Consider the following 26,695-nt stretch of genomic DNA (forward strand, 5'->3'; position numbering starts at 1 on the left):
TTATTCCTCCTCTTTATTTGTGTTTTCTACAGGGCGTACGACGATGCGGGAGCCTTCCACTTTCACCACTTTTACATCTGTGTTGTTGTCGATGAAACTTCCCTCTGCAACGACATCCACCCTTTCATCGTCAATCAGGACGGTTCCCGATGGCCGAAGCGGCGTTACGGCGACTCCTTTTCTTCCAATTAACTCCAATCTGTTTACATTTGATACATATCCTCTTTCAGTGCTCGTTGAATCCGTTAAAATGAATCTTTTGAAAATATTCATGCGTTTTCCAAACACCTTTACAAGTATAATCATGAAAAGAATGGCCAAAAACAGAGCAGTAATAATGGAAACAGCCATATGAACAATATTTTCGCCCGCAAGCAGCATGCTGCCGATGACAGCAACAGTGCCAAGAATCCCCAAAATGCCTCCAGCCACAAAAAATTCGGCTGCAATTAAAATGAGTCCAAGGACGAAAAGAAGCAATGATTCATATCCGGCCAGTCCGGCGACATAATGCCCGAAAAAGAATAACAGCAAGGCAGACAGTCCCATGAATCCGGGAACCCCGAAACCAGGAGAATACAATTCAAGAACAAGACCCAAACTGGCAATTGTCAGGAGAATGGGTACAACAATGGGGTTTGTGATAATTCGGGCAAGCGATTCGGCGAAAGTCGGCTCAACCGTATGGATTTTTGCATCGGCCATACCGATTTTTGCCAAAAGTTCATCGACATCCTTGACCGTTCCTTCCGAATAGCCTACCTTCAAAGCCTGATCCGCTTCCAGCGTCAGCAGCTTGCCCTTTTCTTTCAGCCCGGGCAAATCAATTTTCCCGCTTGCCATCGCCTTTGCAATTTTTGGGTCGCGTCCGCTTTTCTTTGCAGCGCCTTCCATAGCCGCAAGCCACATGCTTTCGGCCTTTTCCCCGGCGGTATTCCCCGATTGGTCAATGACGGCCGCCGCTCCCATCACTGCATTGGGCGTCATATAAATTTCACCGGTATGAAGTGCAATATAAGATCCGGCGGAGATTGCCCACGAATTGACGAAGGTAACCGTTCTTATTTTTGTTTTGGCAATCCGGTTTCCGATATCCCGCGCGGCATCTACCGCTCCGCCGGGTGTATTCATTTCGAAGATAATCAAATCAGCATTATTTGCTTCCGCTCTGCTGATAGCCCGATCCAGGAATGCATACAGCCCTTTTTCCACATCGTTTTGGATCGGGATGACATATACATTGTTTTTTTCAGCAGATGCCCCTGCCGGCAAAAGCATCAAAAACCCGGCAACAAACAGAAAGACAGCGGTCACGATCTTTTTCATGATATCCCTCCCTTCCAGGTCCACCTGACTGTAATACGAGAGGCTTCTTAAAAAAGTTTCAATCTTTGTCTTTATTATATCGAAAAAAAGCTTCTTTAGCCCTTACCGCGCCACTTAGGTATAGAAAAACCGGAAAGCATTTGCTTCCCGGCTTTCATCATGATAGCAAAAGTTTTTGGACAAGCTTGCTGACAAGCGCGCCGTCCGCCTTTCCTTTCAATTTGGGCATCAGGACGCCCATTACTTTGCCCATATCCGCTTTTGAAGAAGCGCCCGTTTGCTGAATGGCTTCCTGGATGATGTTTTCCAATTCTTCTTCGGTAAGCTGCTCAGGCATATATAAATTGACGTATGTGATTTCGTTTCGCACTTTATCGGCAAGGTCTTCACGTCCTGCCTTTTCAAACTCATGGAGGGAATCTTTGCGTTGTTTCAATTCGCGAGAAAGGACCGTTAATTCTTCGTCTTCAGACAATTGCGCTTTTCCCAGCCTGATCGCTTCATTTTGCAACGCGGCTTTAAGCATTCGAATGACAGAAAGCTTTTCTTTTTCCTTGCTTCTCATCGCTTGTTTCATATCTTCATTCAAACGTGGCAGAAGATTCATGATTTCACCCTCTTAATACTTGCGCTTTCTTGCAGCTTCAGACTTCTTTTTGCGTCGGACACTTGGTTTTTCATAAAACTCGCGCTTTCTGTATTCCTGAAGAGTTCCAGTTTTGGAAACTGTTCGCTTAAAGCGGCGAAGAGCATCTTCGAGCGATTCGTTTTTACGCACAACTGTTTTTGACATCTCTCTTTCCCTCCCTCCGAACATAGCAATTACATGTTCATGCATGGAAAAATCCATGTACTTAGCCATTATATTATAACGGGAAATTCAGGTCAATCCATACATCATGCCACTACAATTATTCGGCATGTCCTCAGGAACTTTCCCATATGATTCATAAGGGGGGAGGACATGCTGTATATTTTTTTGTTTTTTTTATTTGCAGGATGCTTTTTGCTGGGTATGACATGGATGAGGGTCGGACTGTTTAATCTGTCCGGAAGTACAATGGAAAAATGGCTCAGGCAAGTGACGGCAACCCCGCTGAAGGGCATGGCGGCCGGGGTTGCAATGACACTTGTCCTCCAGAGCAGCTCTGCTGTAACGGTCATAGCAGTAGGGCTTGTCTCCGCACGGATACTATCCTTTCCCCAAACAATCGGAATTATTCTTGGAACAAATATTGGAACAACCGTTACATTGGAAATTTTGTCTTTCGAAATGACGAATTTGATCATCCCTTTTTTAGGGATTGGCTGTGTATGCCAACTGTTTAAAAGCGCCAAAACAAGGAGTGTCGGATTTATATTGTTGGGCATCGGCATTATTTTTGCTTCCATGAAAGGGTTTGGATGGCTGTCGGGTCCCCTTTCCGACATGGAAACGGCCCAAGGAATACTTGGGAAAATTCAGGAAAGCATGCTGTGGGCTTTTTCGGGCGGAATGATTTTGACAGCCATCATTCAATCGAGCACCGTTGTAACAGGGATTGCGATGAGCTTTTTCGAAAATCACGTCATTTCTTTGGAGGCAGGCATTCTCATCATGATCGGTTCCAATATCGGGACATGCTCCACAGCGTTATTGGCCGGGATTGGGGCAGGCCGCGAAGCAAGATTGACGGCCTATGCCCATTTATGGCTCAACGTGATGGGCGGTTTGCTGTTTATTCCTTTTATAGATGATTTGGCCGGCTGGAGCCGTTTTCTGACCGGCGATCCCAAAACGCAGCTTGCACACGCCAGTGTCATATTTAACATTCTTTGCTCACTTGCTGTTTTGCCCTTTGCCGACAAATTCGGGAAATTCATCATGATGCTTCATCAACGGTAATTCATCAGTATGTATTTTTCCCTGTCTGTCCCTGGATGATTTTAACGCCAGAACTTGTGCCAAGCCTTGTTGCACCCGCTTCGAGCATTCTTTTGGCGTCTTCCGGGCTGCGGATTCTGCCTGATGCTTTTACGCCCAGTTTGCCGCCGACTGCATGTTTCATTAACATGACATCTTCTGCGGTCGCTCCGCCCGTGGAAAATCCGGTGGAAGTCTTAACAAAATCTGCTCCGGCTTTTTGTGCCAGCTGACACGCCCTCACCTTTTCCTCATCAGTGAGAAGGCACGTTTCAATAATAACTTTTACAATGGCCTTGTCTCTTGCTGCCGTTACAACTGCTTCGATATCCTTCATGACAAAGTTGTCATCACCGCTTTTTAATGCACCGATGTTTAGTACCATATCGACTTCCCGGGCGCCGTTTTCAATCGCATTTTTTGTTTCAAAAGCCTTCGTTTCCGGAGTAGATGCACCAAGAGGGAAACCAACGACCGTACACACGCTCACACCTGATTGATGTAAGAGCTGCGCCGCAAAACCCACCCAAGCCGGGTTTATGCAAACGGAAGCAAACTGATTCACTTTCGCTTCCTCACACAATGTTTGAATCTGCTGTTTGGTTGCATCCGGTTTTAATAAAGTATGGTCAATGCAATGCGCAATATTTTGAACCATTCATGTTCCTCCTCCCGACATTTCCTAGCATAAGTGTACCATTTTTGAAGGCGAACAGTTGGCCTATAACAATAATAAAAGATTGCAGCCTGTTAAGCTGCAATCTTTTCAAATTTTTACCCGACCATGGCTGGAGCGTCGCCTTCTCCCATGACACGGACAAATTGTCCTTTACAATATGGGTATCCGGCTTTTGTAATTTTAACTTTGACCAATTTGCCGACCATTTCCTCGTTTGCAGGGAATACTACTTTCAAATAGTTGTCGGTATATCCTTCATACAGCCCGCTTTCCGGATTTTCCTTGAATGGTTCTTCCGGAATGACTTCAAGCACTTCTTTTTCAAAGCGGGCAGCATATTCTTTTGCCAATTGATCGGAAAGGGCGATTAACCTCTGTACCCGCTCGTGTTTGACGGATTCATCGATTTGGTCTTTCATTCGCGCCGCAGGTGTTCCGGTTCTCATGGAGTACGGGAATACATGGAGCTCGGAAAATTTATGTTTCTGAATAAATTCATATGTCTCCATAAATTCCTCTTCCGTTTCACCCGGAAAACCTACGATGACGTCCGAGGTAACCGCCAAATTTGGCAGAGCTTTTTTCAGCAGTTCAAGACGTTCAGCAAAAAATTCCATTGTATATTTTCGGCGCATTCTCTTTAATACCGTGTTTGAACCGGACTGAAGCGGGATATGCAAATGTCTGACAACGATGTTCGACTTGTCAATGACCTCGATTACTTCGTCTGTAAGCTGGCTGGCCTCGATCGAAGAAATTCTCAGCCGCTTTAAACCTTTCACGTTGGCCTCCAAGTCTCGCAGCAAAGCAGCCAAATTATAATCTTTCATGTCTTCGCCGTAACCGCCGGTGTGAATGCCTGTCAGGACGATTTCCTTATACCCCGCATCCACAAGCTGCTGGGCCTGGCGGATAACCTCCTGCGGATCACGTGAGCGCATTAAGCCGCGTGCCCACGGAATAATGCAAAAAGTGCAGAAATTGTTGCAGCCTTCCTGGATTTTAAGGGAGGCGCGTGTACGGTCTGTAAACGATGGCACGTCCAATTCTTCATAAACGCGATTTTTCATGATGTTTTTGACGCCATTAATCGGCTGGCGTTCCCGTTTATATTGTTCAATATACTCAAGCATTTTTACGCGGTCTTGTGTACCAACGACAATATCAACACCGGGAATGGCCATGATTTCCGCAGGGGATGTCTGGGCGTAACATCCCGTGACACAGATAACGGCATCCGGATTTTTCCGGATCGCCCGGCGGATCACCTGCCGGCTTTTTTTATCTCCCGTATTGGTTACGGTGCATGTATTGATAACGTAAACGTCAGCCGTTGATTCAAAATCAACGCGTTCATATCCACTCTTTTTAAACAACTGCCAAATGGCCTCTGTTTCGTAATGGTTTACTTTACAGCCCAATGTATGGAAAGCTACTAGAGACATGATATCACCCCATTAATTCAAAATGATAGGAAATGGCGGCCAATGCATAGAGCGGCGCCGTTTCCGTCCTCAATATCCTGGGCCCCAATCCGCAGGATATAAAGCCATTGCTTGTTAACAGCTCCACTTCCTTTTCTTCCCATCCGCCTTCAGGGCCAAAAAGAATAATGATTTTTTCCCCTTTCTTTACACCCGCAAGCATATTGGCCAAATTGCTTTGTTCACCTTGTTTGGCTGCTTCTTCATGGGCAACGATCTTGCGGGAAAGGTTGTCGCTCAATGCCAGGATCTGCTCAAAAGTCATGGGCGAAAGCACATCCGGCACGACTTGACGATGGCTCTGCTCCGCTGCCTCCATGGCAATTTTTTTCCATCTTGCCAGCTTCCTTGCTGACTTTTTCTCATCCCATTTTACTACGGAGCGGGCTGCTTTGAAAGGGACAAACTGTGAGGCACCCAACTCGGTCCCTTTTTGGATCACCCATTCCCATTTATCCCCTTTAGGCAGGCCGCTCGCAACGGTCACATGAACAGGAAGTTCAGTGGTCCGTTCTTCCCACTCCATTATCCGCACTTTAACAGCTTGATCTTCCAATGATATAATGGTTGCCTTTGCAGCCAGTCCGTCATTGAATACGACCCAAATTTCGTTTCCCGGCTTCATTCTCATGACGTTGGCAATATGGTGATAATGGTCTCCGGATAATAGAACGGTATCCCGCCCATCATATGGGGCATCCATAAAATAACGCTGCATGTTACACCCTCTCATTTGCTCTTCTGGCGATGATCGCCGTCCAATCTTCCATGATCATTGTTTCCTCTATTTCAAATCCGGCTTCATGGAGCGCATCAGCGACGAAATCTTTTTTCTGCAGAATGATGCCCGAAACAATAAAAAATCCATCGTGCTTGACTGTTTGGGCCGCTGTTTTGGCAAGGCGGACAATGACTTCTGCCAATATGTTGGCCACAATAATATCTGCGTTGCCGTCAACGCCTTCAAGAAGGTTGTTTCGCTTTACAGAAACGCTGTCTTCTACACCGTTTAATGCCGTATTTTGCCTGGCAGCTTCCACTGCCACTTCATCAAGGTCAAGGGCCGTCACCTGTTCGGCCCCCAATAAGGATGCAGCAATGCTTAATATACCGGAACCGGTCCCTACGTCAATGACATAGTCTCCATGCTTGACTGTTTTTTCAAGTGCCTGTATGCACATGACAGTCGTTGGATGGGTTCCGGTGCCAAATGCCATTCCCGGATCCAGTTCAATGATTAACTCGGCACTGCTTTCAGGTTTATAGTCTTCCCATGATGGAACAATGGTCACACGTTCTGATACTTTTACAGGATGGTAATATTTTTTCCAAGCCGTAGCCCAGTCTTCTTCCTTTACTTCCGAAACTTTGACAATATTTTTGCCGATATTTATTTGGTATAGCGGAAGTTCGGAAATTTTTTGTTGAATGTTTTTGATCGTATGTGCATGTTGGGCATTAACAGGTAAATAGGCTTTAATAATCACGCCATCGACCGGAAAATCGGCCGGATTCAATTCATACATTTCCCCGAACTGATCTTCCCGCTTCTTTTCCAGATCGGCACTGTCTTCTATCGCCATGCCGGAAATACCCGCTTCATGCAAAATATGGCTGATCGGCTCAATCGCTTCATTTGTCGTATAAATGCTTACTTCCGACCATTTCACGGTATTAATCCCCTTTAAAAGCGCGCTTCATTTTATCAAAAAAACCTTCATGCTGGTCATCCAGTGATTCCCCGCTCTCTTCGGCAAATTGGCGAAGCAAACTTTTTTGCTGTTCGTTCAATTTGGTAGGCGTCACAATTTTCACGGCGACATGCTGATCTCCTCTTCCGTAACCGCGCACATTTTGCACGCCTCTGTCACGCAGCCGGAATCTCGTGCCAGTCTGGGTCCCGGCGGGTATTTTCAGCTTGACCTTTCCATAAAGTGTCGGCACTTCAATTTCATCCCCGAGTGCAGCCTGCACAAATGTGATCGGCATCTCGCAATAGATGTCATCTCCGTCTCTTTCAAAGAACTCATGCGGACTGACCCGGAAAACAACGAACAAGTCTCCCGGAGGACCGCCATTGATCCCGGGCTCCCCTTGGCCTGGAACACGCATCTGCTGGCCGTCGTCCACTCCTTTTGGAATTTTGACATTGATTTTTTTCCGTTTTTTCACTTTGCCTTCTCCGTGACATGTACGGCACTTTTCTTTGATGATCTTTCCCGTTCCTTGACAGTAGTGGCAAACCCGCCGGTTGACAATTTTTCCGAATGGCGTATTTTGTTCAATGTTTAATTGGCCCGTGCCGTGACAATGATGACATGTATCCGGCTTGGTGCCTGGCTTGGCCCCGCTGCCGCCACAAGTATCACACGTTTCTTCCCGGGGAATTTCTATGATTGTTTCTTTCCCGAAAACGGCTTCTTCAAATGTCAAATTCATATTATATTGCAAATCGGCACCTTGGCGCGGCGCATTCGGATCTTTTCGCCCGCCGCCAAAAAAAGTGCTGAATATATCTTCAAATCCCCCGAAGCCGCCGAAATCGGCACTGTCAAATCCGCCTCCGCCAAAGCCTTGCGGGCCATCGTGGCCGAACTGGTCATATTGGGCCCTTTTTTGGTCGTCGCTCAATACTTCATATGCTTCAGAGATTTCCTTAAACTTTTCATCTGCGCCGGGTTCCTTGTTGATGTCAGGATGGTATTTTTTGGACAAGCGGCGATATGCCTTTTTGATTTCGTCTTTTGTAGCGTTTTTCGATACACCCAACACTTCATAGTAATCACGCTTACTCATGTTTCCACACTCCCGAATCTTTTCACATAACTTTCATATTACCATAATGGACAGACTGGTTAAAAGGGGAATGACTTCCATGATCAAAGAAAAGTCAAAGCCTGTCAATTTGAGGCTTTGACTTTTCCCATCTGCAAACATTTTATTTTTTAGCCTTGTCGTCATCCACTTCTTCAAACTCGGCATCTACGACATTGTCGTCGTTCCCGGCGGCGTTTTGCCCCTCGGCTCCTTGTTGGGATTGGGCTTGCTTGGCAGCCTCTTCATATAATTTCATGGACAGGTTCTGCACAATTTCCTGTAATGCATCTTTCTTTTGTCTTACTTCGTCCATCTCATTTTTCTCAATGGCCGCTTTTAGGGCATCTTTTGCTTCTTCCGCTTTTTTCACCTCGGCTTCATCCACTTTGCCTTCGAGGTCTTTCAATGTTTTTTCGGTTGTGAAAATCAGCTGGTCGGCTTCATTTCTCAGTTCAACTTCCTCTTTGCGTTTTTTGTCTCTTTCCGCATTTTCTTCGGCTTCTTTGATCATGCGCTCAACTTCTTCTTCAGATAAACCGGACGAAGATTTGATGGTAATATTTTGTTCTTTTCCGGTACCGAGGTCTTTGGCGCTCACATTGACGATGCCATTTTTATCGATGTCAAATTTGACTTCGATTTGCGGGATGCCGCGGGGTGCCGGCGGAATGTCCGTCAATTGGAAACGGCCGAGCGTTTTATTGTCGGCAGCCATCGGACGCTCACCCTGGAGTACATGTATATCCACGGCTGTCTGGTTATCCGCAGCAGTTGAAAATACTTGGGATTTGGATGTCGGAATGGTTGTATTGCGTTCAATCAATTTTGTAAATACACCGCCCATTGTTTCAATTCCAAGCGAAAGCGGCGTAACATCAAGAAGAACAACATCTTTGACATCTCCCGCCAAAACACCGCCTTGGATGGCTGCCCCCATGGCGACGACTTCATCGGGGTTAACGCCTTTATGCGGATCCTTTCCTGTCTCTTTCCGGATTGCTTCCTGAACGGCCGGAATGCGGGTCGATCCCCCAACAAGAATGACTTTATCAATATCCGCTGCCGATTTTCCCGAGTCTTTGATTGCCTGACGTGTAGGGCCCATCGTTCTTTCGACCAGTTGGGAGGAGAGTTCTTCAAATTTCGCACGCGTCAACGTAACTTCCAAATGCAATGGGCCTGCTTCACCAGCCGTGATAAAAGGCAGGGAAATTTGCGTTTGAGTGACACCAGATAAGTCTTTCTTTGCTTTTTCAGCGGCATCTTTCAAACGCTGAAGGGCCATTTTGTCCTGAGACAAGTCAATGCCATGCTCTTTTTTAAATTCCTGAACGAGGTAGTCAATGATCACTTGGTCGAAGTCGTCTCCGCCCAATTTGTTATCCCCGGCTGTTGCCAATACTTCAAATACGCCGTCACCAAGTTCAAGAATGGAAACGTCGAAAGTTCCCCCTCCAAGGTCATAAACGAGGATCGTTTGGTCTTCATCTTGTTTTTCCAAACCGTAAGCAAGCGCTGCAGCCGTCGGTTCGTTGATGATCCTTTCAACCTGCAGGCCGGCGATTGTCCCGGCGTCCTTTGTTGCCTGGCGCTGGGAGTCGTTAAAATAGGCAGGGACGGTAATGACTGCTTTTTCAACTTTCTCTCCGAGATAATCTTCGGCATAGGACTTTAAGTGCTGTAAAATAATCGCCGACAGTTCTTGCGGCGTGTAGCTTTTCCCTTCAATATCCATTTTGTAATCCGATCCCATGTGGCGCTTGATGGAAATGACCGTATTGGGATTCGTAATCGCCTGTCTTTTGGCGACTTCGCCGACTTGGATCTCACCGTTTTTAAACGCGATTACCGAAGGCGTTGTCCGATTTCCTTCCGGATTGGGAATTACTTTCGGTTCTCCCCCTTCCAGGACGGATACGCATGAGTTTGTTGTTCCCAAGTCTATTCCGATAATTTTGCTCATTGTGGAAAAACCTCCTTAACAATATGTACCAGCTAAAACACACTATTTGTTTACTTTTACCATTGCCGGGCGAATCACGCGGTCTTTTAAAATATACCCCTTCTGCAATTCCTCAACCACAATGTTTTCGCCTGCTTCATCGTCTTGCGTTTGCATGACAGCCTGGTGGAGATTCGGGTCAAACTCTTTTCCCACTGCCTCGATTTGTTTTGCTCCTTCATTTTTCAGGGCCTCGATGATGCTCTTGTAAACCATGCCAACCCCGTCCAGCAATGCTTTCGTCTGCTCATTATCCGCCTCAATCTGCATCGCCCGCTCAAAATTGTCCAATGCCGGAAGCAAGTTTGTAATCAAATGTTGGGCTCTATATTTTTCATCCGCTTCTTTGTCGATCTTAACGCGCCGGCGGAAGTTATCGAAATCGGCAAGCAGGCGCAAATAGCGGTTTTCGCATTCTTCCAATTTGGCTTCTAGCTCTTCTATTTTTTTAACCTCGGCCCCGGAGTCACTTTCCTCTTTTTGATCAGTCTCCGGATCCTTTTCCTTAATATTTTCATCATGCTCTTCGCCGGATTCCGCGCCATTCTCTGCGGTTTCATTGCTTTCATTCATTTCTTCCGGCTGCAATTGTTCTTGCTTTTCCTCTGGCATGTCTTCACCTCCTTAAAGCCAAAATTTGCATAAAAAAACGCGAAAAGCGGAAATCAGCAGAAATCTGCCGATTTCCCGGAGCCGTTCCATTTACTGTTATCATTCATTAAATAGTTTTGTCAAGGCATCACTCATATCTTTTCTCAAGTAGTCCAGCAAACTGATCACGCGTGAATACTCCATTCTTGTCGGTCCCAAAATGGCAATCGTTCCAACCGGGTCGTCTGCAATCGAATAGGTGGCGGTAATTAAACTGCAGTCCTCCATCGCAGTCATTTCATTTTCCTTGCCGATTTTCACGTGGATGCCGTCCGGAATTTGCCGGAACAGTTCATAAAAGCCTTCTTCCTGCTCAATCATGTTTAATAAAGATTTGACTTTATTAATATTGTGAAACTCGGGCTGATTGAGCATATTTGTTTTTCCGCCAAAGAATATTTTTTCATTTCCCGGTATATCGATGGATTCCAAGATGGATCTTAATATGAAATCATATTGATGAATATTCCTTTGGAGCAATTCCGCCACTTCATGCTGTATTCTTTCTCTTAATTCAGCCACCGGCACTCCTGCCAATTTTTCATTTAAAATATTGACGAGCTTTTCGATATTGCCGGCCGCATAATTTTCCGGCAAGTTAAAGATGCGGTTTTCCACATGACCGGTATCCGTAATGATAATGGCTACGGCTTTTTCTTTGGAGAGCGGCACGATCTGCAATTGCTTTAGCTTGTTTTCTTTGACGGCGGGCCCAAGAAGAATGGCCGTGTAATTGGTCAATTCCGACAAGATGCTGGCTGATTTTTGAACGACGTGCTCCAGTTCATAGATTTTTTCCGCAAAGATGGAGTGAATCATTTTTATTTCGTGATTAAGCAATATTTGCGGGACGAGTAGATGGTCGACATAATATCGATATCCTTTTTCTGATGGAATCCTGCCGGAAGACGTATGGGTTTTTTCAAGAAAGCCGAGCTCCTCCAAGTCTGCCATTTCGTTTCGGATCGTAGCGGAGCTAAGATTGATTCCTTCTTTCTTGGAAAGGCTTCTGGACCCAACCGGCTGGGCGGATCGGATAAAATCATCAATAATCACTTGTAATATAAGAAGTTGACGATCCGTCAGCATTATCGATCACCTCTGTTAGCACTCTCTTTATTTGAGTGCTAAATCTAATATAAAAGTATCAAAATGGCGTGTTGATGTCAACGATATTTGACTCATTACCGAGCAGAATCATCATCCTTTCAGGAATGACTGAAACACTTCATTTCCCAGAAAAAACCCCCGCTTTGTCAATTGGATCCGACCATCTTTTTCGATTAAAAGCCGTTTGGAAATCAACTCTTCGATTTCCTTTCCAAAAACTTCTTTCGGATGGACGGAAAATTTCTTCTGAAAAAACGCGATATTTACCCCGGCCGTTTTCCTAAGACCAAGAAACATTTCTTCTTCCATGGCTTCCCTTGGCGTCACTTCATGTTCCGTAAAAACGGGCAGTCTCCCGCATCCCAGCGGCTCCATATATTTTTTTAACGGCCCGTAATTGGAATATCTTTTGCCATTTACATATCCATGCGCACCTGCACCAAAACCAAAATAGGGGGCATTGTTCCAGTAAACAAAGTTATGTTTGCTTTCAAAGCCCGATTTGGAAAAATTGCTGATTTCATATTGATGGAGGCCGTGATTGACCATATTGTCCATCAGGTCTTCATACATCCGTGCTTCCGATTCTTCGCCCGGCAGGTTCAGTTTTCCCTTTCTCAATAAATTGTAAAACACAGTCTTCGGCTCCACGATTAAAGAATATCCCGAATAATGCGGCAGTTCAAGCGCAAGCGCCTCCCGAAGCGTCTTTAGAAAATCTTCCTCCGTTTGCCCGGGCAAAGCATAAATTAAATCAATGCTGATATTTGTAAATCCTGCCCTGCGGGCCAATCTGATGGTGCGATGCACATCTTTTGCACGATGGGACCGGCCGACCTTTTTTAAAAGTTCATCATTAAACGATTGGACACCGATGCTTAAACGGTTTACCCCAAAACTTTTCAGGATCTTCAGTTTTTCTTCCGTCAGATCGCCGGGATTTGCTTCAAATGTAAACTCCCCTTCCTTGTATGGAAGGAGGTCCCGGATGGCTTGGCAAAGTGTTTCAAGCTGCCGCCCGTTCAAAGATGTCGGAGTCCCCCCGCCGACAAATACGGTTTCCAAACAGGCCTCCGGATACATTTCCCGATAGATGACAAACTCTTTTTTGAGCATGTTCAAATACTCGTCTACAGGCTGGGTATGAAGAAAAAACTTATTAAAATCACAATAATGGCAAATGTGCTCACAAAACGGTATATGGATATAGGCGGCCTTCACTTTGTCACAACCTTGCTTTTAAAGTATGGGGAAAGGGAAAGAGACGGAAACCGTTCCGCCTCCATCCCTTTCTCTGTTATTTGGAACTTTTCCCCGGGTCATCCATTTTCAACACGGCCATGAATGCTTCTTGGGGAACCTCGACGGATCCAACTTGCTTCATCCGTTTTTTTCCTTCTTTTTGCTTCTCCAGCAATTTGCGTTTACGGGAAATGTCTCCTCCGTAACATTTGGACAGCACATTTTTCCGCATCGCCTTAATCGTTGATCTGGCAATGATTTTGTGGCCGATGGCCGCCTGGACCGGCACCTCGAATTGCTGGCGCGGGATAATATCCTTCAGTTTTTCCACAATCACCTTGCCGCGTTCGTATGCAAAATCCCTATGGACAATAAAGCTTAACGCATCCACTTTTTCGCCATTTAATAAAATATCCATTTTGACGAGTTTGGATGGCTTATATCCGACAGGCTCATAATCGAACGATGCGTAACCTTTCGTACTCGATTTTAATAGGTCAAAGAAATCGTAGACAATTTCTGCAAGAGGAATTTCATATACGACGTTCACCCTGATGTCATCCAGGTATTGCATGTCGATAAAATTGCCCCGCTTTTCCTGCGAAAGCTCCATGACGGCCCCGACATAATCATTCGGCACCATCATGGATGCCCTCACATAGGGCTCTTCCACCCGTTCAATTTGTTGGGCGTCAGGCATATTTGCCGGGTTGTCGACATTTATTTCAGTGCCGTCATTTAAATATACTTTATAAATGACACTTGGTGCTGTCGTAATCAAGTCAATTTTAAATTCCCTTTCGATCCGTTCCTGGATGATTTCCATGTGCAAAAGCCCCAGAAATCCGCAGCGAAATCCGAAACCGAGAGCCTGGGAAGTTTCCGCTTCATATTCCAATGAAGAATCGTTGAGTTCAAGTTTCTCCAACGCTTCCCGCAAATCATTGAATTTAGCCGAATCGATCGGATAAATCCCGCAAAAAACCATCGGATTCATTTTCCGGTAACCGGGAAGAGGCTCCGATGCAGGGTTGTCAGCACTTGTAATCGTATCACCTACTCTAGTATCCCCGACGTTTTTAATAGAGGCCGTCATCAACCCTACATCCCCTACCGTCAATTCATCTACAGTAATTGGCTTCGGAGCATGAACTCCCACTTCAGTCACTTCAAATTCTTTTCCTGACGCCATCATTTTGATGCGGTCACCGGCTTTAACCGTGCCTTCCATAACCCGGATATAGGCAATGACACCACGGTATGGATCATAAAGCGAGTCGAAAATAAGGGCTTTTAACGGTGCTTCCGGATCCCCCATCGGTGCCGGAACTTTTTCAACAATTTGTTCCAAAATCTCGTCGATTCCGATTCCTGCTTTTGCCGAAGCCAGAACAGCCTCGGATGCGTCCAAACCGATCACGTCTTCAATCTCTTGCCGGACTCTTTCCGGATCGGCTGCGGGTAAGTCAATTTTATTAATAACCGGAAGAATTTCAAGGTCATTGTCCAGCGCCAGGTAGACATTCGCCAATGTTTGTGCTTCAATGCCCTGTGCAGCATCCACAACAAGAATGGCCCCTTCGCATGCCGCTAGGCTCCGCGATACTTCATACGTAAAATCGACATGTCCCGGCGTATCAATGAGGTGAAGGATATACTCTTCCCCATCTTTCGCTTTATACGTTAACTGAACAGCATTCAATTTTATCGTAATGCCCCGCTCCCGTTCCAAATCCATGGAATCAAGCAGCTGGTTTTTCATCTCACGCGATGAAAGGGCTTCTGTTTTTTCCAATATGCGGTCTGCCAAAGTGGATTTCCCGTGGTCAATATGGGCAATAATCGAGAAATTTCGTATTCTTTCCCGTCTCTTTTTTCTCTCTTTTGGATCCATTATGTTCTTCACTCCTGTTAATCGGCGCATGTACACTAGGATAAATTATACCAGCCGATTATTCAATAAACAAAAAAAAGCGCATGCGCGCTTTACGGCAAGATGCCAGATGATGGCGGATGGATACTAAAATGCATTGACGAAAAGGTCAACCAACTTTTTTGCCGCATTTGTCACGGTATTGCCAAGTGCTTTCCCAAGCGAAGAAAAAAAATTGAAAGACTCCATTTCCTCCATTTTTTGCTTTTTTTCTTCCAATGTTTCCATGGATTTCACTTCATTTCCAAGCAAGGCGGCTTCTATATCCCCGTTATCTCCTTTTTCCCAATAAACGGGCGGCGGGAGTGCGGTGTCCTCGTACCCTTTCATCGAGCGCATTCCTTCATTTGCTTTTTCCATCCCGATCATGACTCCGACGAATAACAGGAGCACTGAAAGGACGCACTTCAGGAAAAACTTCCCCATATCATTACCTCTCTCATAACATGGCTCTATTTATTATTTATATGAATCGATAGAATCGATAGAACAAATCGCCTTATCTTGTTTTAAAACCGGTATCCTCCTGGTCGACGTTCGTATGAAGGGCCGCATTTAACCCGGAAGCAATCAGATTTCCCATGTCTTCAATAAATATATCAACTTCCTTTGGCGTAACCATCAAATTATGGCCCAGCGGTGCCAATACTTCATGAATAAGCCTTCTCTTTTCATCCTCATCCAGCATGCCAACGATCCCCAAAAACGTTTTTCGCCCGGATTCTTCCGGCAAATCTTTGTTCGTCAGCTTTCTTTTTTCCCCAAAAGAGAGACCCGCAGGGGCCAATGAACGGGATGGCCTTCCCGATTCATCCATTTCCCTGCCGAAATGCTTGAGAATAAAATCAATGGTATCACTCGTAATCGTAACCGCATCGACCACAGTGGGCACCCCGATGGAAATAACGGGTACGCCAAGGGTTTCTTTGCTTAACTCTTTCCGCTTATTACCGATCCCGGAGCCGGGATGGATGCCCGTGTCGGAAATTTGAATGGTGCTGTTTACCCTTTCGATCGACCGGGAAGCGAGCGAATCAATCGCTATGATGAAATCAGGCTTGGACTTTTCAGCAACACCAAAAATAATATCACTCGTTTCAATACCTGTAAGCCCCATTACACCGGGGGCAAGCGCACTGACCGGCCGATACCCTTCATCGACCCGGTCCGGCTGTAATTCGAACAAATGCCTTGTAATGATTAAATGTTCACAAACGATCGGACCAAGTGCATCCGGCGTTACATTCCAATTGCCGAGTCCCACAACTAAACAGCTCGCCGTTTTGGAAATATGTAAAGCCCTTAAAAAACGGCTGAATTCCGCAGCAAAAATTGCTTGCACCTTTTGCTGGAGTTCAGTATCCTGAGTGCGGATTCCCTGAACCTCAATGGTTAAATAATGACCGGCTTTTTTCCCGATTTGCTCTTGGGCTTCCTCTTTGATCGTCACTTGGGATATTTTTATCCCATCGACCTCCCTTTCTTCAGTGATGACTCCTTCCAGCCGCTGCTTTCCGGCTGCGTCCTTTTTCTTGCTTGCATGGAGGTCGATGGCCATTTCGTATGCTTCCTTCGCCAGGTCCGTCCTGACGGAATAAGCGCTTAAATCCAACTTTTCCTCTTTCAAAATAACTTGTGCCTCCTTCTGCCAGTTTATTATGATCTCATCTTCTCCTTTCTGCCATGAATTCATTCACGCCTCGGCGGGATGACGATTTATATTGCAATATAAAGGCCTCTTTGATAAAATACTCTTGTTCTATTAAGCAGGGAAACCAACCTCGATGGTGTCAGGAGGTGAATGAAATGCCAAACATTAAATCCGCCATAAAACGCGTGAAAATCAACGAAAATAAAAATGCCCAAAATTCAGCTTTCAAATCAGCAATGCGGACAGCCGTGAAAAAATTTGAAGCTGCTGTTGAGCAAAATGACGATAATGCAAAAGAACTCTTCAGAAATGCTGTCAAGCAATTGGACAAAGGCGTAACAAAAGGGATTATCCACAAAAATACCGCCAACCGTCAAAAAGCACGCTTGGCTAAAAAATTAAGCAGTTTAGGTGCATAATCAAATACAAAAACGACCGCGAAGGTCGTTTTTTATTTAGGCTATTTAAGCTGTACAAGCTGCATCAGGAACAGTTCAATGACGACTTTTTTATCCATGCCTGTCGATTTCAGCTTCAAATCACTCTCTGCCAGCATATCCATAATCCGGATCAAATCTCCGGAAGAAAAAGACCCGGCCTGCCCGGCTGCCAATTTGACACGATAGGGATGGACCTTCAGCATGCCGGCAATTTGCTTTTGGCCGTAACCGCGTGCCGTCAATTCCTTTACCTGGTAAATGAGCCGAAACTGTCCGGACAGAACCGCAAGTATTTTGATCGGTTCCTCATTTTGCTTTAACAAATCATAAAATATCCGTAAAGCTTCCTTGATATCCCGTTTGACTACTTTGTCAACAAGCGCAAATATATTTTGCTCAAGTGAACGGGAAATCAGCTTCTCTACCGCATCTTCGGTAATCCGTTTGGAGTCGGCGGCATAAAGCGCCAGCTTGGAAATTTCTTCGCTCAATATCATTAAATCATTGCCTGCCAATTGCCGCAGCAGGTCGATTGCCCGTTCTTCAATCATGACATCCAGGGAAGCTGCCCGGTTTTTCACCCATTTTTTTAAACTTTTTTCTTCAAGCGGCTTTGCTTCCAAAACTTCCGCATTTTTTTTCAACAGCTTGACCAGCTTTTTTCGTTCATCCAGCTTTTCATATTCGCCCGTAAAAACAAGAACAGTAAAAGGTGCAGGGTTTTCTACATAGGCTTCCAATTTTTTTAAGTCATGGGTTACTTTTTCTTTTGCTTTCAAAGCCGTTAAAAAAACGGGATTATGTAACATAATCAGCTTTTTATCACCCATAAACGGCAATGTTTCCGCATCTTCAATCGCTTCATCGACACTGGCTTCTTCCAAATCGTAACTTGAAAAATCAAACTCCATCTCTTCTTCCGTTAACACATTCGCCATTAATTTCTCTTTTGCCTCATTGATTAAAAATGGTTCGGTTCCATATAATAAATAAAGCGGTGAAAATTTCTTTTCCTCGATTCTTTTCAAAAACGCCATGAACAATCCTTCTCTCTTCGTCATCTTTTAATTCCATCGTAAGAAAAGAGAGAGAGTTTGACAAGTGCAATGGGGACTCCTGCGCTTTTGGCGAAGGGTCCCCCAATCTATATGAACGCTTGTGAATACGGCCTAGGACACGCATTCAGAAGCGGAAAAACGTTTCATTACATAGTGTGACCGCAAGTGAACAAAGTATATGTGTCAAGTCTTGTCAACAGTGGCAATGAAACAGTGGATTTTTTTTGGGCATTCATCTATACTAAAGTGGAAACAGGAGGGGTAGTTGTGAAAGAATTTGAATTTGAACAGAATGTTCAATCAAAAAGAAATGATGCGATCGATTCCGGAGTCGGGTTTATAGTGTCATTTGTATTCTTTACAGCGATTTTTGTGATTGGAACAGTCATTGAAGTGCTTGGAAAATAGCGAGAATAAAGAAGAAGTTTGCACCATGCAAGCTTCTTCTTTATTCTCGTTTGTTTTTTTTATGCAGAACATCATTTTCTGTAATATCATATTGCAAAACAGTCTTAAAGGTTCCCTTGCTGGCGCGCCCAAATATAAAATGGACGGCACCTTGCCGGTCCGTACGGTAAACACGGACGCCGTTGTTCTCAAGAATGTCCAAAACTTCCGGATGCGGATGGCCGTACCGGTTGTTCAGCCCTGCGGAAATAACTGCGTATTGCGGCTGTACCTGTTCTATAAAAGACTGCGTCGACGAGGTTCTGCTTCCATGATGGCTGACTTTGATGACATCCGCATGGAGAGTGGAATAAGCGGATAATAATTCCTCTTCTGCCTCTTTTTCAGCGTCCCCCATAAACAGCCATGTCATGCCGCCAAATCGTCCGTATAAAACGAGCGAGTCATTATTCCCTTCGTATTCCTCATCGAATGGAAAAATAAATTGGAATGTACCTGATTTATTTTTCCAGCCGAATCCAGCCTTTACTTCCCTTACAGCGATGTTTTTCTCCTTTGCCAGCCGGACTGTCTCCAGCATAAGCGGTTTTTCCCATGACCTTGGAGTAATGTATATTTTCCCGATTGACATTTTCCCGATGAGTTCCTTTGCGGCCCCAATATGGTCTGCATCGCTGTGGGTTAAAATAAGCTTGTCAATCCGATTGATCCCATGGCTTTTTAACACCGGAAGCAAAATATCTGTTCCCACTTGAAATGTCTTTTTTCTTTTCTGCCATTCTTCCGTTGGAAAAAAAAGCTGGCCGCCGGTATCAATCAAGTACGTGCCCCGGTTATATGGAAGCCTTATCAATATGCTGTCCCCCTGTCCGACATCAATAAAAACAACCTCCCCGTATGGTGAAAAACGGATGGCAAAACAATGGATGAAAAGGACCAAAACAATCGGCACAGCCGACAAGGCGGGATGGTATTTTCTTTCAGCCAGCAGAAAGTAAAGCAAAACACCGCCAGCCATCAAAATGACACCGATGATGGAAGGCTTCCCTGTCAATACGGTTGCAAACGGAAAAGAACCTGCCCAAATGGCTGCACTTTCCGATACTGCCAACACTTTTTCCAATAAAAAAGCGGGATGCGCGGAAACAGGCGGAAGGATAAAGCTCAAGAAAAACAGCAAAAAAACAGCGGGCAGAAGGAATAGTGTGTAAAAAGGGATAAAAACAAGATTGGCAAGCAAACTGATCACAGAAAACTCATGAAAGTGGAAAGAAAGAATAGGCAGGGAACTTAGCGTGGAAACCATCGAAATGTGAAGCGTCTGCCAAAAGGAAGGAAGATGCCGAAAAAGAGAAACCGATAAAATGATCCCAAAGCTGACGGCATATGAGAGCTGAAACCCAATATCGTAAACCAAATAAGGGTCAAACAATAAAAAAAGCAAAAAGCTGATTGAAAAAGCATCCAGCGTCGACAGCGGCAGCCGCCAGCTTTTGGCAGAAAAAATCAATAGTGCCATCAGCACAGCCCTCACAACAGGCGGGTTTCCGCCACTTAAAAAGCCGTATAACGGAAGCCAAATGTACATGACCCCATACACGGTTTCCCGGGTCCATCCTGCCCGAAGCAGCAAAAAAACGGAAGCGCCTGCAATCAAGCCTACGTGCAGGCCCGAAATGGCGAGCAAATGAATGACTCCGAGCCTTCTGTATCCTTCATTCGCCTCTTCAGAAATGGAGCTCCTATCTCCAAATATCAAGGCTTCTCCATATGCCGCAAGCCTTTCCGGGAAAATCGCATTGATCCGCTTAATCCCATCACTTCTCAAATTTTCCAGGAAATACAGTAATGAAAAAGAAGAAGGTTGACAATCAGCCAGCGGGATGCTGTCCGGCTCAAAAAGCCAGTGGATGTTTTTCCTCTTTAAAAATTGCTCATAATGAAAAGCATGCATGTTTCTCTTGGGCTGGGGCCGGCTGAGCGTACCGCTTAAGTTGCAGGCTGTACCAGCCTGCAAAAGCTGTTGAAATTGATTTTTTTCCGCTTCGCTTTTAATCGTATAGGTTAGCATCAGTTTTTCCTGTTCAGGAGTTGTCGTGACGGCAGTCATTCGGTTGCCGTCGATTTGCGGGGGCTGCTTGAAGGTAACCGAAAGATGGACAGTGCCCGGGGAGGCGAAGTGTGTCACATGAAGGGATTTTGCTTTTTCGGCTGCAAGAAAACAAAACAGAAAGGATCCCGCAGCAAAAATGAGAACATGGCGATTCCGGGTGAAAAAAATTCGGGCCGCAATCAAAGCGGTAATGATATAAACGAGAAAATGGTTTTCCAAAGCGAGCAAAATGCCGGCGAGCGCTGACATTGCGAAAAATATCCATTGACCAGCCATGAATTCCCCATTCCTTTTTGTTTTTGGGGGAGAAGCTGTCAAGCTTCCCCTTCGTCATTGGCAAATGCCAAAAAGATCTTTTTATTGAGGGGCACTTGTTCAACATGAACCCCTGCCTGTCCAAACAGTTCCACCGCGTAAGGATGGTTCCGATAATTTTCAGCGTAATAGACTGACTTGATACCAGCCTGGATAATTGCTTTCGCACATTGAAGACATGGAAAATGTGTCACATATATTTCCGCACCTGCAGTGGCAACCCCAAACTTGGCACATTGGATAATAGCGTTCATTTCTGCATGGATTGTCCGGACACAGTGCCCGTCGATTACGTAACAGCCTTCGTCTATACAGTGGACACCTCCGGCAATCGAACCATTATAACCGCCGGCAATGATGCGGTTATCGCGGACAATCGTGGCACCGACCGTGAGTCTTGTACAGGTGCTCCGATAAGACAATAAATGGCTTTGGGCCATAAAATATTGTTTCCAAGAAATTCTTTCCATCTTTTTCTCCCTTTCCCCTCATATCTTTCATGAATGATTTTCTTAAGTGTATCCGCACATCACCGGACAAGTCAACGGACCGTTATGGAATCCTGCAGCTTTTCAAACGTTTTTTCCCCAATTCCCGAAACATTTTTTAAATCTTCCTCTTGTTTAAAACCTCCCTGCTGTTCGCGATAATCCAAGATGGCTTTCGCCTTGGCAGGCCCTATGCCTGGCAGCGTTTCCAACTGGGAGGCATCGGCTTTATTAATATTGACTTTGCCGCCCTCTTGCCCGCTGGCAGCCTGGCTTCCTCCGCTCTGCTGGCCGGTTTGGGGATAATCCTCAGGCTTTTCCCCTTTTTCCGGAACATAAATGACCATTTCATCATGCACCTTTTGTGCAAAATTTAACTGCTTCTCATCCGCCTTATCGGTCAAGCCTCCGGCAAGAGTGATGGCATCAATCATGCGGTCCCCTTCTTCCACCCGATACAACCCCGGCGTTTTAACGGCCCCTTTTACATCCACATACATCGGCTCGTTTCCTTCTTCCGGCGCGGCCGATCCAGCATCCTGAACTTGTGGTTCTTCAAATAAAGGAATTTCGCTTTGGGCGACGGGTTCCTCTTTGGGCTTGCTGATGAATAGAAAAAGTCCGATGGCCATGGCAGCCCCTGCAATCAAAATGGTTTTATATTTTTCCAAAAAGAGCAACTTATTTACCGCCTTTCTCTAAAAAGCATATTTTTTTACGGTTGAGCATATAGTGTCAGGAATAGTAAATGTGAAGGGGGGAACAGCATGAAGGTTGGCATCATAGGAACCGGCAATATGGGAACCATTCTTACAGAGGCCTTAATCAATGGCGGAGCGGTTTCTCCTTCAGAATTGATCATCACAAACAGGACAATCGGAAAAGCTTACAAGCTGCAAACCAGCTATGAAGAAATCACCGTGGCTCAAAGGCCGGATGAAGTAATAAACGAAGCGAAGCTAATCTTTATTTGTGTAAAACCTCTTGATATTGTGAAAGTCATTCAGGAGAATCGGAAGTTTTTTACCGGGGAAAAGTGCCTCGTCTCGATCACGAGCCCGATTGAGGTGAAGTGGCTGGAAAAGTCCGTCGCATCTTCCTGTGCAAGAGTCATACCAAGCATTACAAACAGGGCACTGTCGGGCGTTTCGCTTTTAACCTTTGGAGAGGGATGCAAAGATCCGTGGCGGGTCATTTTGAAAGAAATGTTTTCGAAGGTGTCAGTCCCGGTGGAAATTGATGAAAGCATCGTTCGGGTTGCTTCGGATATTGTCAGCTGCGGGCCTGCTTTTTATTGCTATTTAACAAGAAAGCTGATTGATGCAGCAGTCAAAGAGACAAATATTGATGAAAAAACGGCGACAATACTATCTGAAAGCATGCTGGCCGGGCTGGGTGAATTGTTGAAAAAAGGTTATTATTCTTTGCCGGCTTTGCAGGAAAAAGTGTGTGTGAAGGGCGGAATCACCGGAGAAGGAATCGATGTGTTGCAGCGGGAAACCGGAGATATGTTTGAAAAGCTTTTCCGGGCAACCCATAAAAAATTCGCGGCAGAAGCGGATGTGATTGAGAAGGCATTTTTCTCTTAATGTATATTTTATATGCTTTTTAACATTCTGGCAATCCTTTCTTGCCATTGGGGAAGAATGCCGATCATATGCAATCGGCATTGCTTCTGCGTTTATTGTTTTCTGCATGTAAAAAAGATCCTTTTCGACGTTTCTACCGGGGGATCATCTGAAAAGTCGGCTGTTACCCGAAGAACATCGAATCCGGCCGCTTCCAGCCAAGCCCTGTATTGTTCAATCGGATACGTCTGCTGATAATGCCACTCATCGATCCGGTCATATTGGCCTGTCTTATGATCCAAAACAAAAAAAGTGAGTTCATGTTCAATAGAATGGCGGGCTGTTCCGGGATAAGAATGCCAAATGTATGAAATATCCTTTTCATTGAATGTGAATGTCCTGTTCGAAAACCCGTGAAATATTTGGAACATGGAGTGGATATCGAACATGAAAAGCCCGCCATTTTCCAAATGGCTATGCACACGCCTGAATGTTTCGTTAACCTGGTGTTCCGAACGCAAGTAGTTTAAGGAATCACAAAAAATGGTGATGAAATCAAAGGCAGGCAGGCCTTCCAACTTGCTCATGTCCTGCTGAAACAAAGGCAGTTGAACCCCTTTTTCGGCTGCCTTGGAGGCAGCCATAACCAACATGCTGTCGGACAGGTCAACGCCCGTAACCTGAAATCCATCCTTGATCAGCCTGATGGATAACTCCCCTGTACCACAGGCCAAATCGAGCAGCCGATTTCCGGAAACTTGAAACCGGCTTTTTTCTTTGTGGACATATTCAACCCATTTGTCATACGGAGCATCATTCATTAAACGGTCATAAATACAGGAAAATTGTTCATAGCTCACGGAGAAATTTCCTTTTGAATGTTTTCCAATGGCGCGTCTCCCCAAAGCCGCTCCAAATTATAGTAATTTCTTTCATCCCTGTGGAAAACGTGGGCAATGACGTCACCCATATCTATAAGGACCCATCTGGCTTCGTCCATGCCTTCAATTCTTTTAATGTCCAAGCCCTTTTCTTCGACAGAGCGGACTACTTCCCTGGCGATGGCCTGCACCTGCTTTTCCGAGCTGCCATGACAAATGAGAAAATAATCGGCAATCAATGAAACGCCCTGCATATTCAAAACAACAATATCTTCCGCTTTTTTATTATCTGCTGCCATAAACGCAGCTTTCAATATTGATTTTGCATCCAAAATCGGAATTCCTCCTTTTTATTTTACCAAGTCGTTATAGGCCTCAAATGTATCCGGAAAAATTCGGGCTGATTTATCGATCAAAAATTTGATTGTGTTGCCAATGGCTTTTTTCAAAGCCAAATCGAGATCCGTTTTGGCAAGATCCCTGACTTCTTCCAATCCGGGAAACTGGCGCCCCGGCTCTATATAGTCAGCCAAATAAATGATCTTTTCCAATAATGACATGCCTGCCCTTCCGGTTGTGTGATAGCGGATGGCATTTCTCACGTCATCATCGCGAATGCCCAACTCCTCTTGAACGATGAACGCGGCCGCCGGCCCATGCCATAGCTCCGAATGGTAATCCAACAATCGTGAATCAAGTTTCTTTTCCACAATGATCGATTGTAATTCACTAACCGGCCGGTGCTTCTCATAATCGTGAAAAATGGCTGCGATCTCTGTTTTTTTCTCATCCGCACCATATTGTTTCGCCAAGTCCAGCGCGGTTTCAAGCACGCGGACCGTATGGTCAAACCTTGGGCCCGATATTCTTTTTTGAACGATTTGTAAAGCTTTTTCACGATCCATACAACCGATTCCCCTCCATATAACGAATCACCTTGTCAGGCAATAAATATTTTACCGATTTTCCTGTCTTTATCCGGTTTCGAATCAAGGAGGAAGATATGTCTACCTGCGGAACTTTGACATATTGAATTGGGTACGGTGTTGCCAGCCGGAAATGGGGGCGGTTCGTACCAACGAATCGAACAAATTTTACGAGTTCATCAATTTTATGCCAGTTCGGCAAGTACTCCACCATGTCCGCACCGATAATAAAATAAAAATCAACGTCCGGATTTTTTTCTTTTAATTCATTCATCGTGTCATACGTATATGAACGTCCCTGACGTTCCAATTCAATTGTTTCCAATGAGAACTTCGGGTGGTCTTCAATGGCAAGTTCCAGCATTTTTAAACGGTCCGACGCATTCGTTCCTGTATTTCTTGTTTTGTGGGGAGGCTCCTGATTTGGCATGAATTTTACTTCATCCAGCCCCAATTGATCAAGCACTTCATTGGCTATGATTAAATGCCCGAGATGAGGCGGATCAAATGTCCCTCCCAAAATCCCGACTTTTCTTTTCATGCTGTCACCCTTTACAGTTAACCTGGCAATTCTATCGTTTTGTTTTCCTTCGATTTTTTATATAAGATGATGATTTTTCCGATCAATTGGACAAGTTCAGCACCGGTGCTTTCGATAATGGCGGCTGCCACCGTCTCCCTGTTTTCTTCACAGTTTTGCAGAACACTGATTTTGATCAGCTCACGGGCTTCCAATGCTTCGTTAATCTGTTTGATCATATTCAAATTCACACCGCCTTTTCCAACCTGAAATATAGGGTGGAGATGGTGTGCCTTTGATCGTAAAAAACGTTTTTGTTTTCCTGTTAACATATTATCCTCCCATATGTGCTTTCACAACCTCGGCCATCCGGCCTGCATCGGGTGTGATGCCTGTCCATTTTTCAAACGCGAGCACACCTTGATGGACGAGCATCCCAACCCCGTTTTGCGTTTTTGCCCCTTTACGGGCTGCCTGCTTTAAAAATGCCGTTCGTCCAGGGTTATAAATAATATCGGATACAAAGGCACCGGCCGTCAACTTGTCGAGCGAAACGGGGCTTTTGCCCTCGGTTGAAGCCATTCCGATCGATGTCGTCTGGATGACTAAAGAATAGTTCCCCATTTCCTTTTCGGCTGCTTCAAGGGTCAGCGCGCGGGAACTGGCCTCATATGGGCTGGATTTAATTATTTTTTTCGCCTTTTCAATGGTCCTGTTGCATATGTCGATATGTTTGACGCCGGCCGAAAGCAGCGAAAAGTAAATGGCCTGTGCCGCTCCTCCGGCTCCGATGATAAGGGCCGGTTCGTCTGCCAAATCTTCTTTCCAGTCCATTTGCAGCGCCCTTACAAATCCCAAGCCGTCCGTGTTATGCCCGACAAATTTGTCATCCTGCCGTACAACCGTATTGACAGCCCCTATTTTTTGCGCAAGCGGGTCTATTTCATCAAGAAGCGGGATGACAGCCACTTTATGGGGTACCGTTACGTTGAATCCTTGGACGCCTATCACTTTCATTCCCTCGATCCCGGAAGGCAAATCCTTTTTAGCAATCCGAAAAGGGTGATAATAAGCGGCGATTCCCAATTTCTCAAATTCTTGATTGTGCATTTGCGGTGATAATGATTGACTGACCGGATCCCCGATAATTCCATATAATTTCTTCACAGTCCAACCCTTC

Annotated in this window: 29 protein-coding genes; 4 read left to right on the top strand and 25 right to left on the bottom strand. The window is 45.2% G+C overall.

Annotated elements, in window-relative coordinates:
* The 3 genes from AB1L08_RS04145 to rpsU all read right to left on the bottom strand — a co-directional run bounded on the left by AB1L08_RS04145 (position 1) and on the right by rpsU (position 2,119).
* On the bottom strand, positions 1–1,326 hold the full coding sequence (locus AB1L08_RS04145; protein WP_413063418.1) for an NfeD family protein: 1,326 nt from the start codon (positions 1,324–1,326) through the stop codon (positions 1–3).
* Positions 1,327–1,483: 157 nt separating this feature from the next.
* Positions 1,484–1,933: a GatB/YqeY domain-containing protein gene (locus tag AB1L08_RS04150; protein WP_413063419.1), complete on the bottom strand. Its 450-nt coding sequence runs from the start codon at positions 1,931–1,933 to the stop codon at positions 1,484–1,486.
* Between the two features lie 12 nt (positions 1,934–1,945).
* Complete coding sequence (gene rpsU / locus AB1L08_RS04155) at positions 1,946–2,119, bottom strand: 30S ribosomal protein S21 (RefSeq protein WP_244704788.1); 174 nt, start codon at positions 2,117–2,119, stop codon at positions 1,946–1,948.
* Positions 2,120–2,290: 171 nt separating this feature from the next.
* Here rpsU and AB1L08_RS04160 point away from each other — a divergent pair, with 171 nt between their 5' ends.
* A complete protein-coding gene (locus AB1L08_RS04160) occupies positions 2,291–3,211 on the top strand; it encodes a Na/Pi symporter (RefSeq protein ID WP_413063420.1) in 921 nt (306 codons plus the stop codon).
* Positions 3,212–3,215: 4 nt separating this feature from the next.
* Here AB1L08_RS04160 and deoC read toward each other — a convergent pair whose 3' ends face one another.
* The 12 genes from deoC to gpr form a co-directional block, all read right to left on the bottom strand.
* Complete coding sequence (deoC, locus tag AB1L08_RS04165) at positions 3,216–3,887, bottom strand: deoxyribose-phosphate aldolase (RefSeq protein ID WP_413063421.1); 672 nt, start codon at positions 3,885–3,887, stop codon at positions 3,216–3,218.
* 116 nt (positions 3,888–4,003) lie between these two features.
* On the bottom strand, positions 4,004–5,353 hold the full coding sequence (gene mtaB, locus AB1L08_RS04170; protein ID WP_413063422.1) for a tRNA (N(6)-L-threonylcarbamoyladenosine(37)-C(2))-methylthiotransferase MtaB: 1,350 nt from the start codon (positions 5,351–5,353) through the stop codon (positions 4,004–4,006).
* A 4-nt stretch (positions 5,354–5,357) separates the two neighbouring features.
* Entirely contained in the window at positions 5,358–6,110 is a 753-nt protein-coding gene (locus AB1L08_RS04175) for a 16S rRNA (uracil(1498)-N(3))-methyltransferase (protein ID WP_413063423.1), read from the bottom strand.
* 1 nt (position 6,111) lies between these two features.
* Entirely contained in the window at positions 6,112–7,062 is a 951-nt protein-coding gene (gene prmA, locus AB1L08_RS04180) for a 50S ribosomal protein L11 methyltransferase (protein ID WP_413063424.1), read from the bottom strand.
* Positions 7,063–7,066: 4 nt separating this feature from the next.
* Complete coding sequence (dnaJ, locus tag AB1L08_RS04185; protein ID WP_413063425.1) at positions 7,067–8,188, bottom strand: molecular chaperone DnaJ; 1,122 nt, start codon at positions 8,186–8,188, stop codon at positions 7,067–7,069.
* Positions 8,189–8,330: 142 nt separating this feature from the next.
* Positions 8,331–10,172, bottom strand: a complete 1,842-nt coding sequence (dnaK, locus tag AB1L08_RS04190; protein WP_413063426.1) for a molecular chaperone DnaK — start codon at positions 10,170–10,172, stop codon at positions 8,331–8,333.
* Between the two features lie 42 nt (positions 10,173–10,214).
* Positions 10,215–10,823, bottom strand: coding sequence for a nucleotide exchange factor GrpE (gene grpE, locus AB1L08_RS04195; protein ID WP_413063427.1), 609 nt, complete (start codon positions 10,821–10,823; stop codon positions 10,215–10,217).
* Between the two features lie 99 nt (positions 10,824–10,922).
* Complete coding sequence (gene hrcA, locus AB1L08_RS04200) at positions 10,923–11,951, bottom strand: heat-inducible transcriptional repressor HrcA (RefSeq protein WP_413063428.1); 1,029 nt, start codon at positions 11,949–11,951, stop codon at positions 10,923–10,925.
* A gap of 111 nt (positions 11,952–12,062) precedes the next feature.
* Complete coding sequence (gene hemW, locus AB1L08_RS04205) at positions 12,063–13,193, bottom strand: radical SAM family heme chaperone HemW (RefSeq protein WP_413063429.1); 1,131 nt, start codon at positions 13,191–13,193, stop codon at positions 12,063–12,065.
* Positions 13,194–13,269: 76 nt separating this feature from the next.
* Complete coding sequence (gene lepA / locus AB1L08_RS04210) at positions 13,270–15,108, bottom strand: translation elongation factor 4 (protein WP_413063430.1); 1,839 nt, start codon at positions 15,106–15,108, stop codon at positions 13,270–13,272.
* A gap of 126 nt (positions 15,109–15,234) precedes the next feature.
* Entirely contained in the window at positions 15,235–15,573 is a 339-nt protein-coding gene (locus AB1L08_RS04215) for a YqxA family protein (RefSeq protein WP_413063431.1), read from the bottom strand.
* A gap of 73 nt (positions 15,574–15,646) precedes the next feature.
* Entirely contained in the window at positions 15,647–16,774 is a 1,128-nt protein-coding gene (gene gpr / locus AB1L08_RS04220) for a GPR endopeptidase (protein WP_413063432.1), read from the bottom strand.
* A 179-nt stretch (positions 16,775–16,953) separates the two neighbouring features.
* Here gpr and rpsT point away from each other — a divergent pair, with 179 nt between their 5' ends.
* Positions 16,954–17,217 (top strand): 30S ribosomal protein S20, encoded by a 264-nt coding sequence (gene rpsT / locus AB1L08_RS04225; protein ID WP_413063433.1) that lies wholly within the window; start codon positions 16,954–16,956, stop codon positions 17,215–17,217.
* Positions 17,218–17,258: 41 nt separating this feature from the next.
* Here rpsT and holA read toward each other — a convergent pair whose 3' ends face one another.
* On the bottom strand, positions 17,259–18,275 hold the full coding sequence (holA, locus tag AB1L08_RS04230; RefSeq protein WP_413063434.1) for a DNA polymerase III subunit delta: 1,017 nt from the start codon (positions 18,273–18,275) through the stop codon (positions 17,259–17,261).
* Between the two features lie 288 nt (positions 18,276–18,563).
* Between holA and AB1L08_RS04235 the strand changes: the two genes are divergently transcribed.
* Positions 18,564–18,704 (top strand): YqzM family protein, encoded by a 141-nt coding sequence (locus AB1L08_RS04235; protein WP_413063435.1) that lies wholly within the window; start codon positions 18,564–18,566, stop codon positions 18,702–18,704.
* Positions 18,705–18,744: 40 nt separating this feature from the next.
* Here AB1L08_RS04235 and AB1L08_RS04240 read toward each other — a convergent pair whose 3' ends face one another.
* The 3 genes from AB1L08_RS04240 to AB1L08_RS04250 form a co-directional block, all read right to left on the bottom strand.
* A complete protein-coding gene (locus AB1L08_RS04240; protein WP_413063436.1) occupies positions 18,745–21,093 on the bottom strand; it encodes a DNA internalization-related competence protein ComEC/Rec2 in 2,349 nt (782 codons plus the stop codon).
* Between the two features lie 38 nt (positions 21,094–21,131).
* A complete protein-coding gene (locus tag AB1L08_RS04245) occupies positions 21,132–21,602 on the bottom strand; it encodes a ComE operon protein 2 (RefSeq protein ID WP_413063437.1) in 471 nt (156 codons plus the stop codon).
* Positions 21,603–21,673: 71 nt separating this feature from the next.
* A complete protein-coding gene (locus AB1L08_RS04250; protein ID WP_413063438.1) occupies positions 21,674–22,300 on the bottom strand; it encodes a helix-hairpin-helix domain-containing protein in 627 nt (208 codons plus the stop codon).
* An 87-nt stretch (positions 22,301–22,387) separates the two neighbouring features.
* On the opposite strand from AB1L08_RS04250, the gene comER reads away from it, so the two are divergent.
* Positions 22,388–23,209: a late competence protein ComER gene (gene comER / locus AB1L08_RS04255; protein WP_413063439.1), complete on the top strand. Its 822-nt coding sequence runs from the start codon at positions 22,388–22,390 to the stop codon at positions 23,207–23,209.
* Between the two features lie 92 nt (positions 23,210–23,301).
* Here the strand turns inward: comER and AB1L08_RS04260 are convergent, their stop codons facing one another.
* The 6 genes from AB1L08_RS04260 to aroE are packed head-to-tail and all read right to left on the bottom strand — an operon-like array spanning position 23,302 to position 26,682.
* Complete coding sequence (locus AB1L08_RS04260) at positions 23,302–24,048, bottom strand: class I SAM-dependent DNA methyltransferase (protein WP_413063440.1); 747 nt, start codon at positions 24,046–24,048, stop codon at positions 23,302–23,304.
* Positions 24,045–24,401: a ribosome silencing factor gene (rsfS, locus tag AB1L08_RS04265; RefSeq protein WP_413063441.1), complete on the bottom strand. Its 357-nt coding sequence runs from the start codon at positions 24,399–24,401 to the stop codon at positions 24,045–24,047. The genes AB1L08_RS04260 and rsfS overlap by 4 nt, the downstream gene beginning before the upstream one ends.
* Positions 24,402–24,419: 18 nt before the next feature.
* Positions 24,420–24,974 carry a bis(5'-nucleosyl)-tetraphosphatase (symmetrical) YqeK gene (yqeK, locus tag AB1L08_RS04270; RefSeq protein ID WP_413063442.1) on the bottom strand — a complete coding sequence of 185 codons (555 nt, stop codon included), beginning with the start codon at positions 24,972–24,974 and terminating at the stop codon, positions 24,420–24,422.
* A complete protein-coding gene (locus AB1L08_RS04275; RefSeq protein ID WP_413063443.1) occupies positions 24,964–25,536 on the bottom strand; it encodes a nicotinate-nucleotide adenylyltransferase in 573 nt (190 codons plus the stop codon). The genes yqeK and AB1L08_RS04275 overlap by 11 nt, the downstream gene beginning before the upstream one ends.
* 17 nt (positions 25,537–25,553) lie before the next feature.
* A complete protein-coding gene (gene yhbY, locus AB1L08_RS04280) occupies positions 25,554–25,847 on the bottom strand; it encodes a ribosome assembly RNA-binding protein YhbY (protein ID WP_413063444.1) in 294 nt (97 codons plus the stop codon).
* A gap of 1 nt (position 25,848) precedes the next feature.
* Positions 25,849–26,682 (bottom strand): shikimate dehydrogenase, encoded by an 834-nt coding sequence (gene aroE / locus AB1L08_RS04285; protein WP_413063445.1) that lies wholly within the window; start codon positions 26,680–26,682, stop codon positions 25,849–25,851.
* Positions 26,683–26,695: the final 13 nt, after the last annotated feature.

The organism is Siminovitchia jepli (assembly GCF_047228825.1).
GTDB lineage: Bacteria > Bacillota > Bacilli > Bacillales > Bacillaceae_C > Siminovitchia.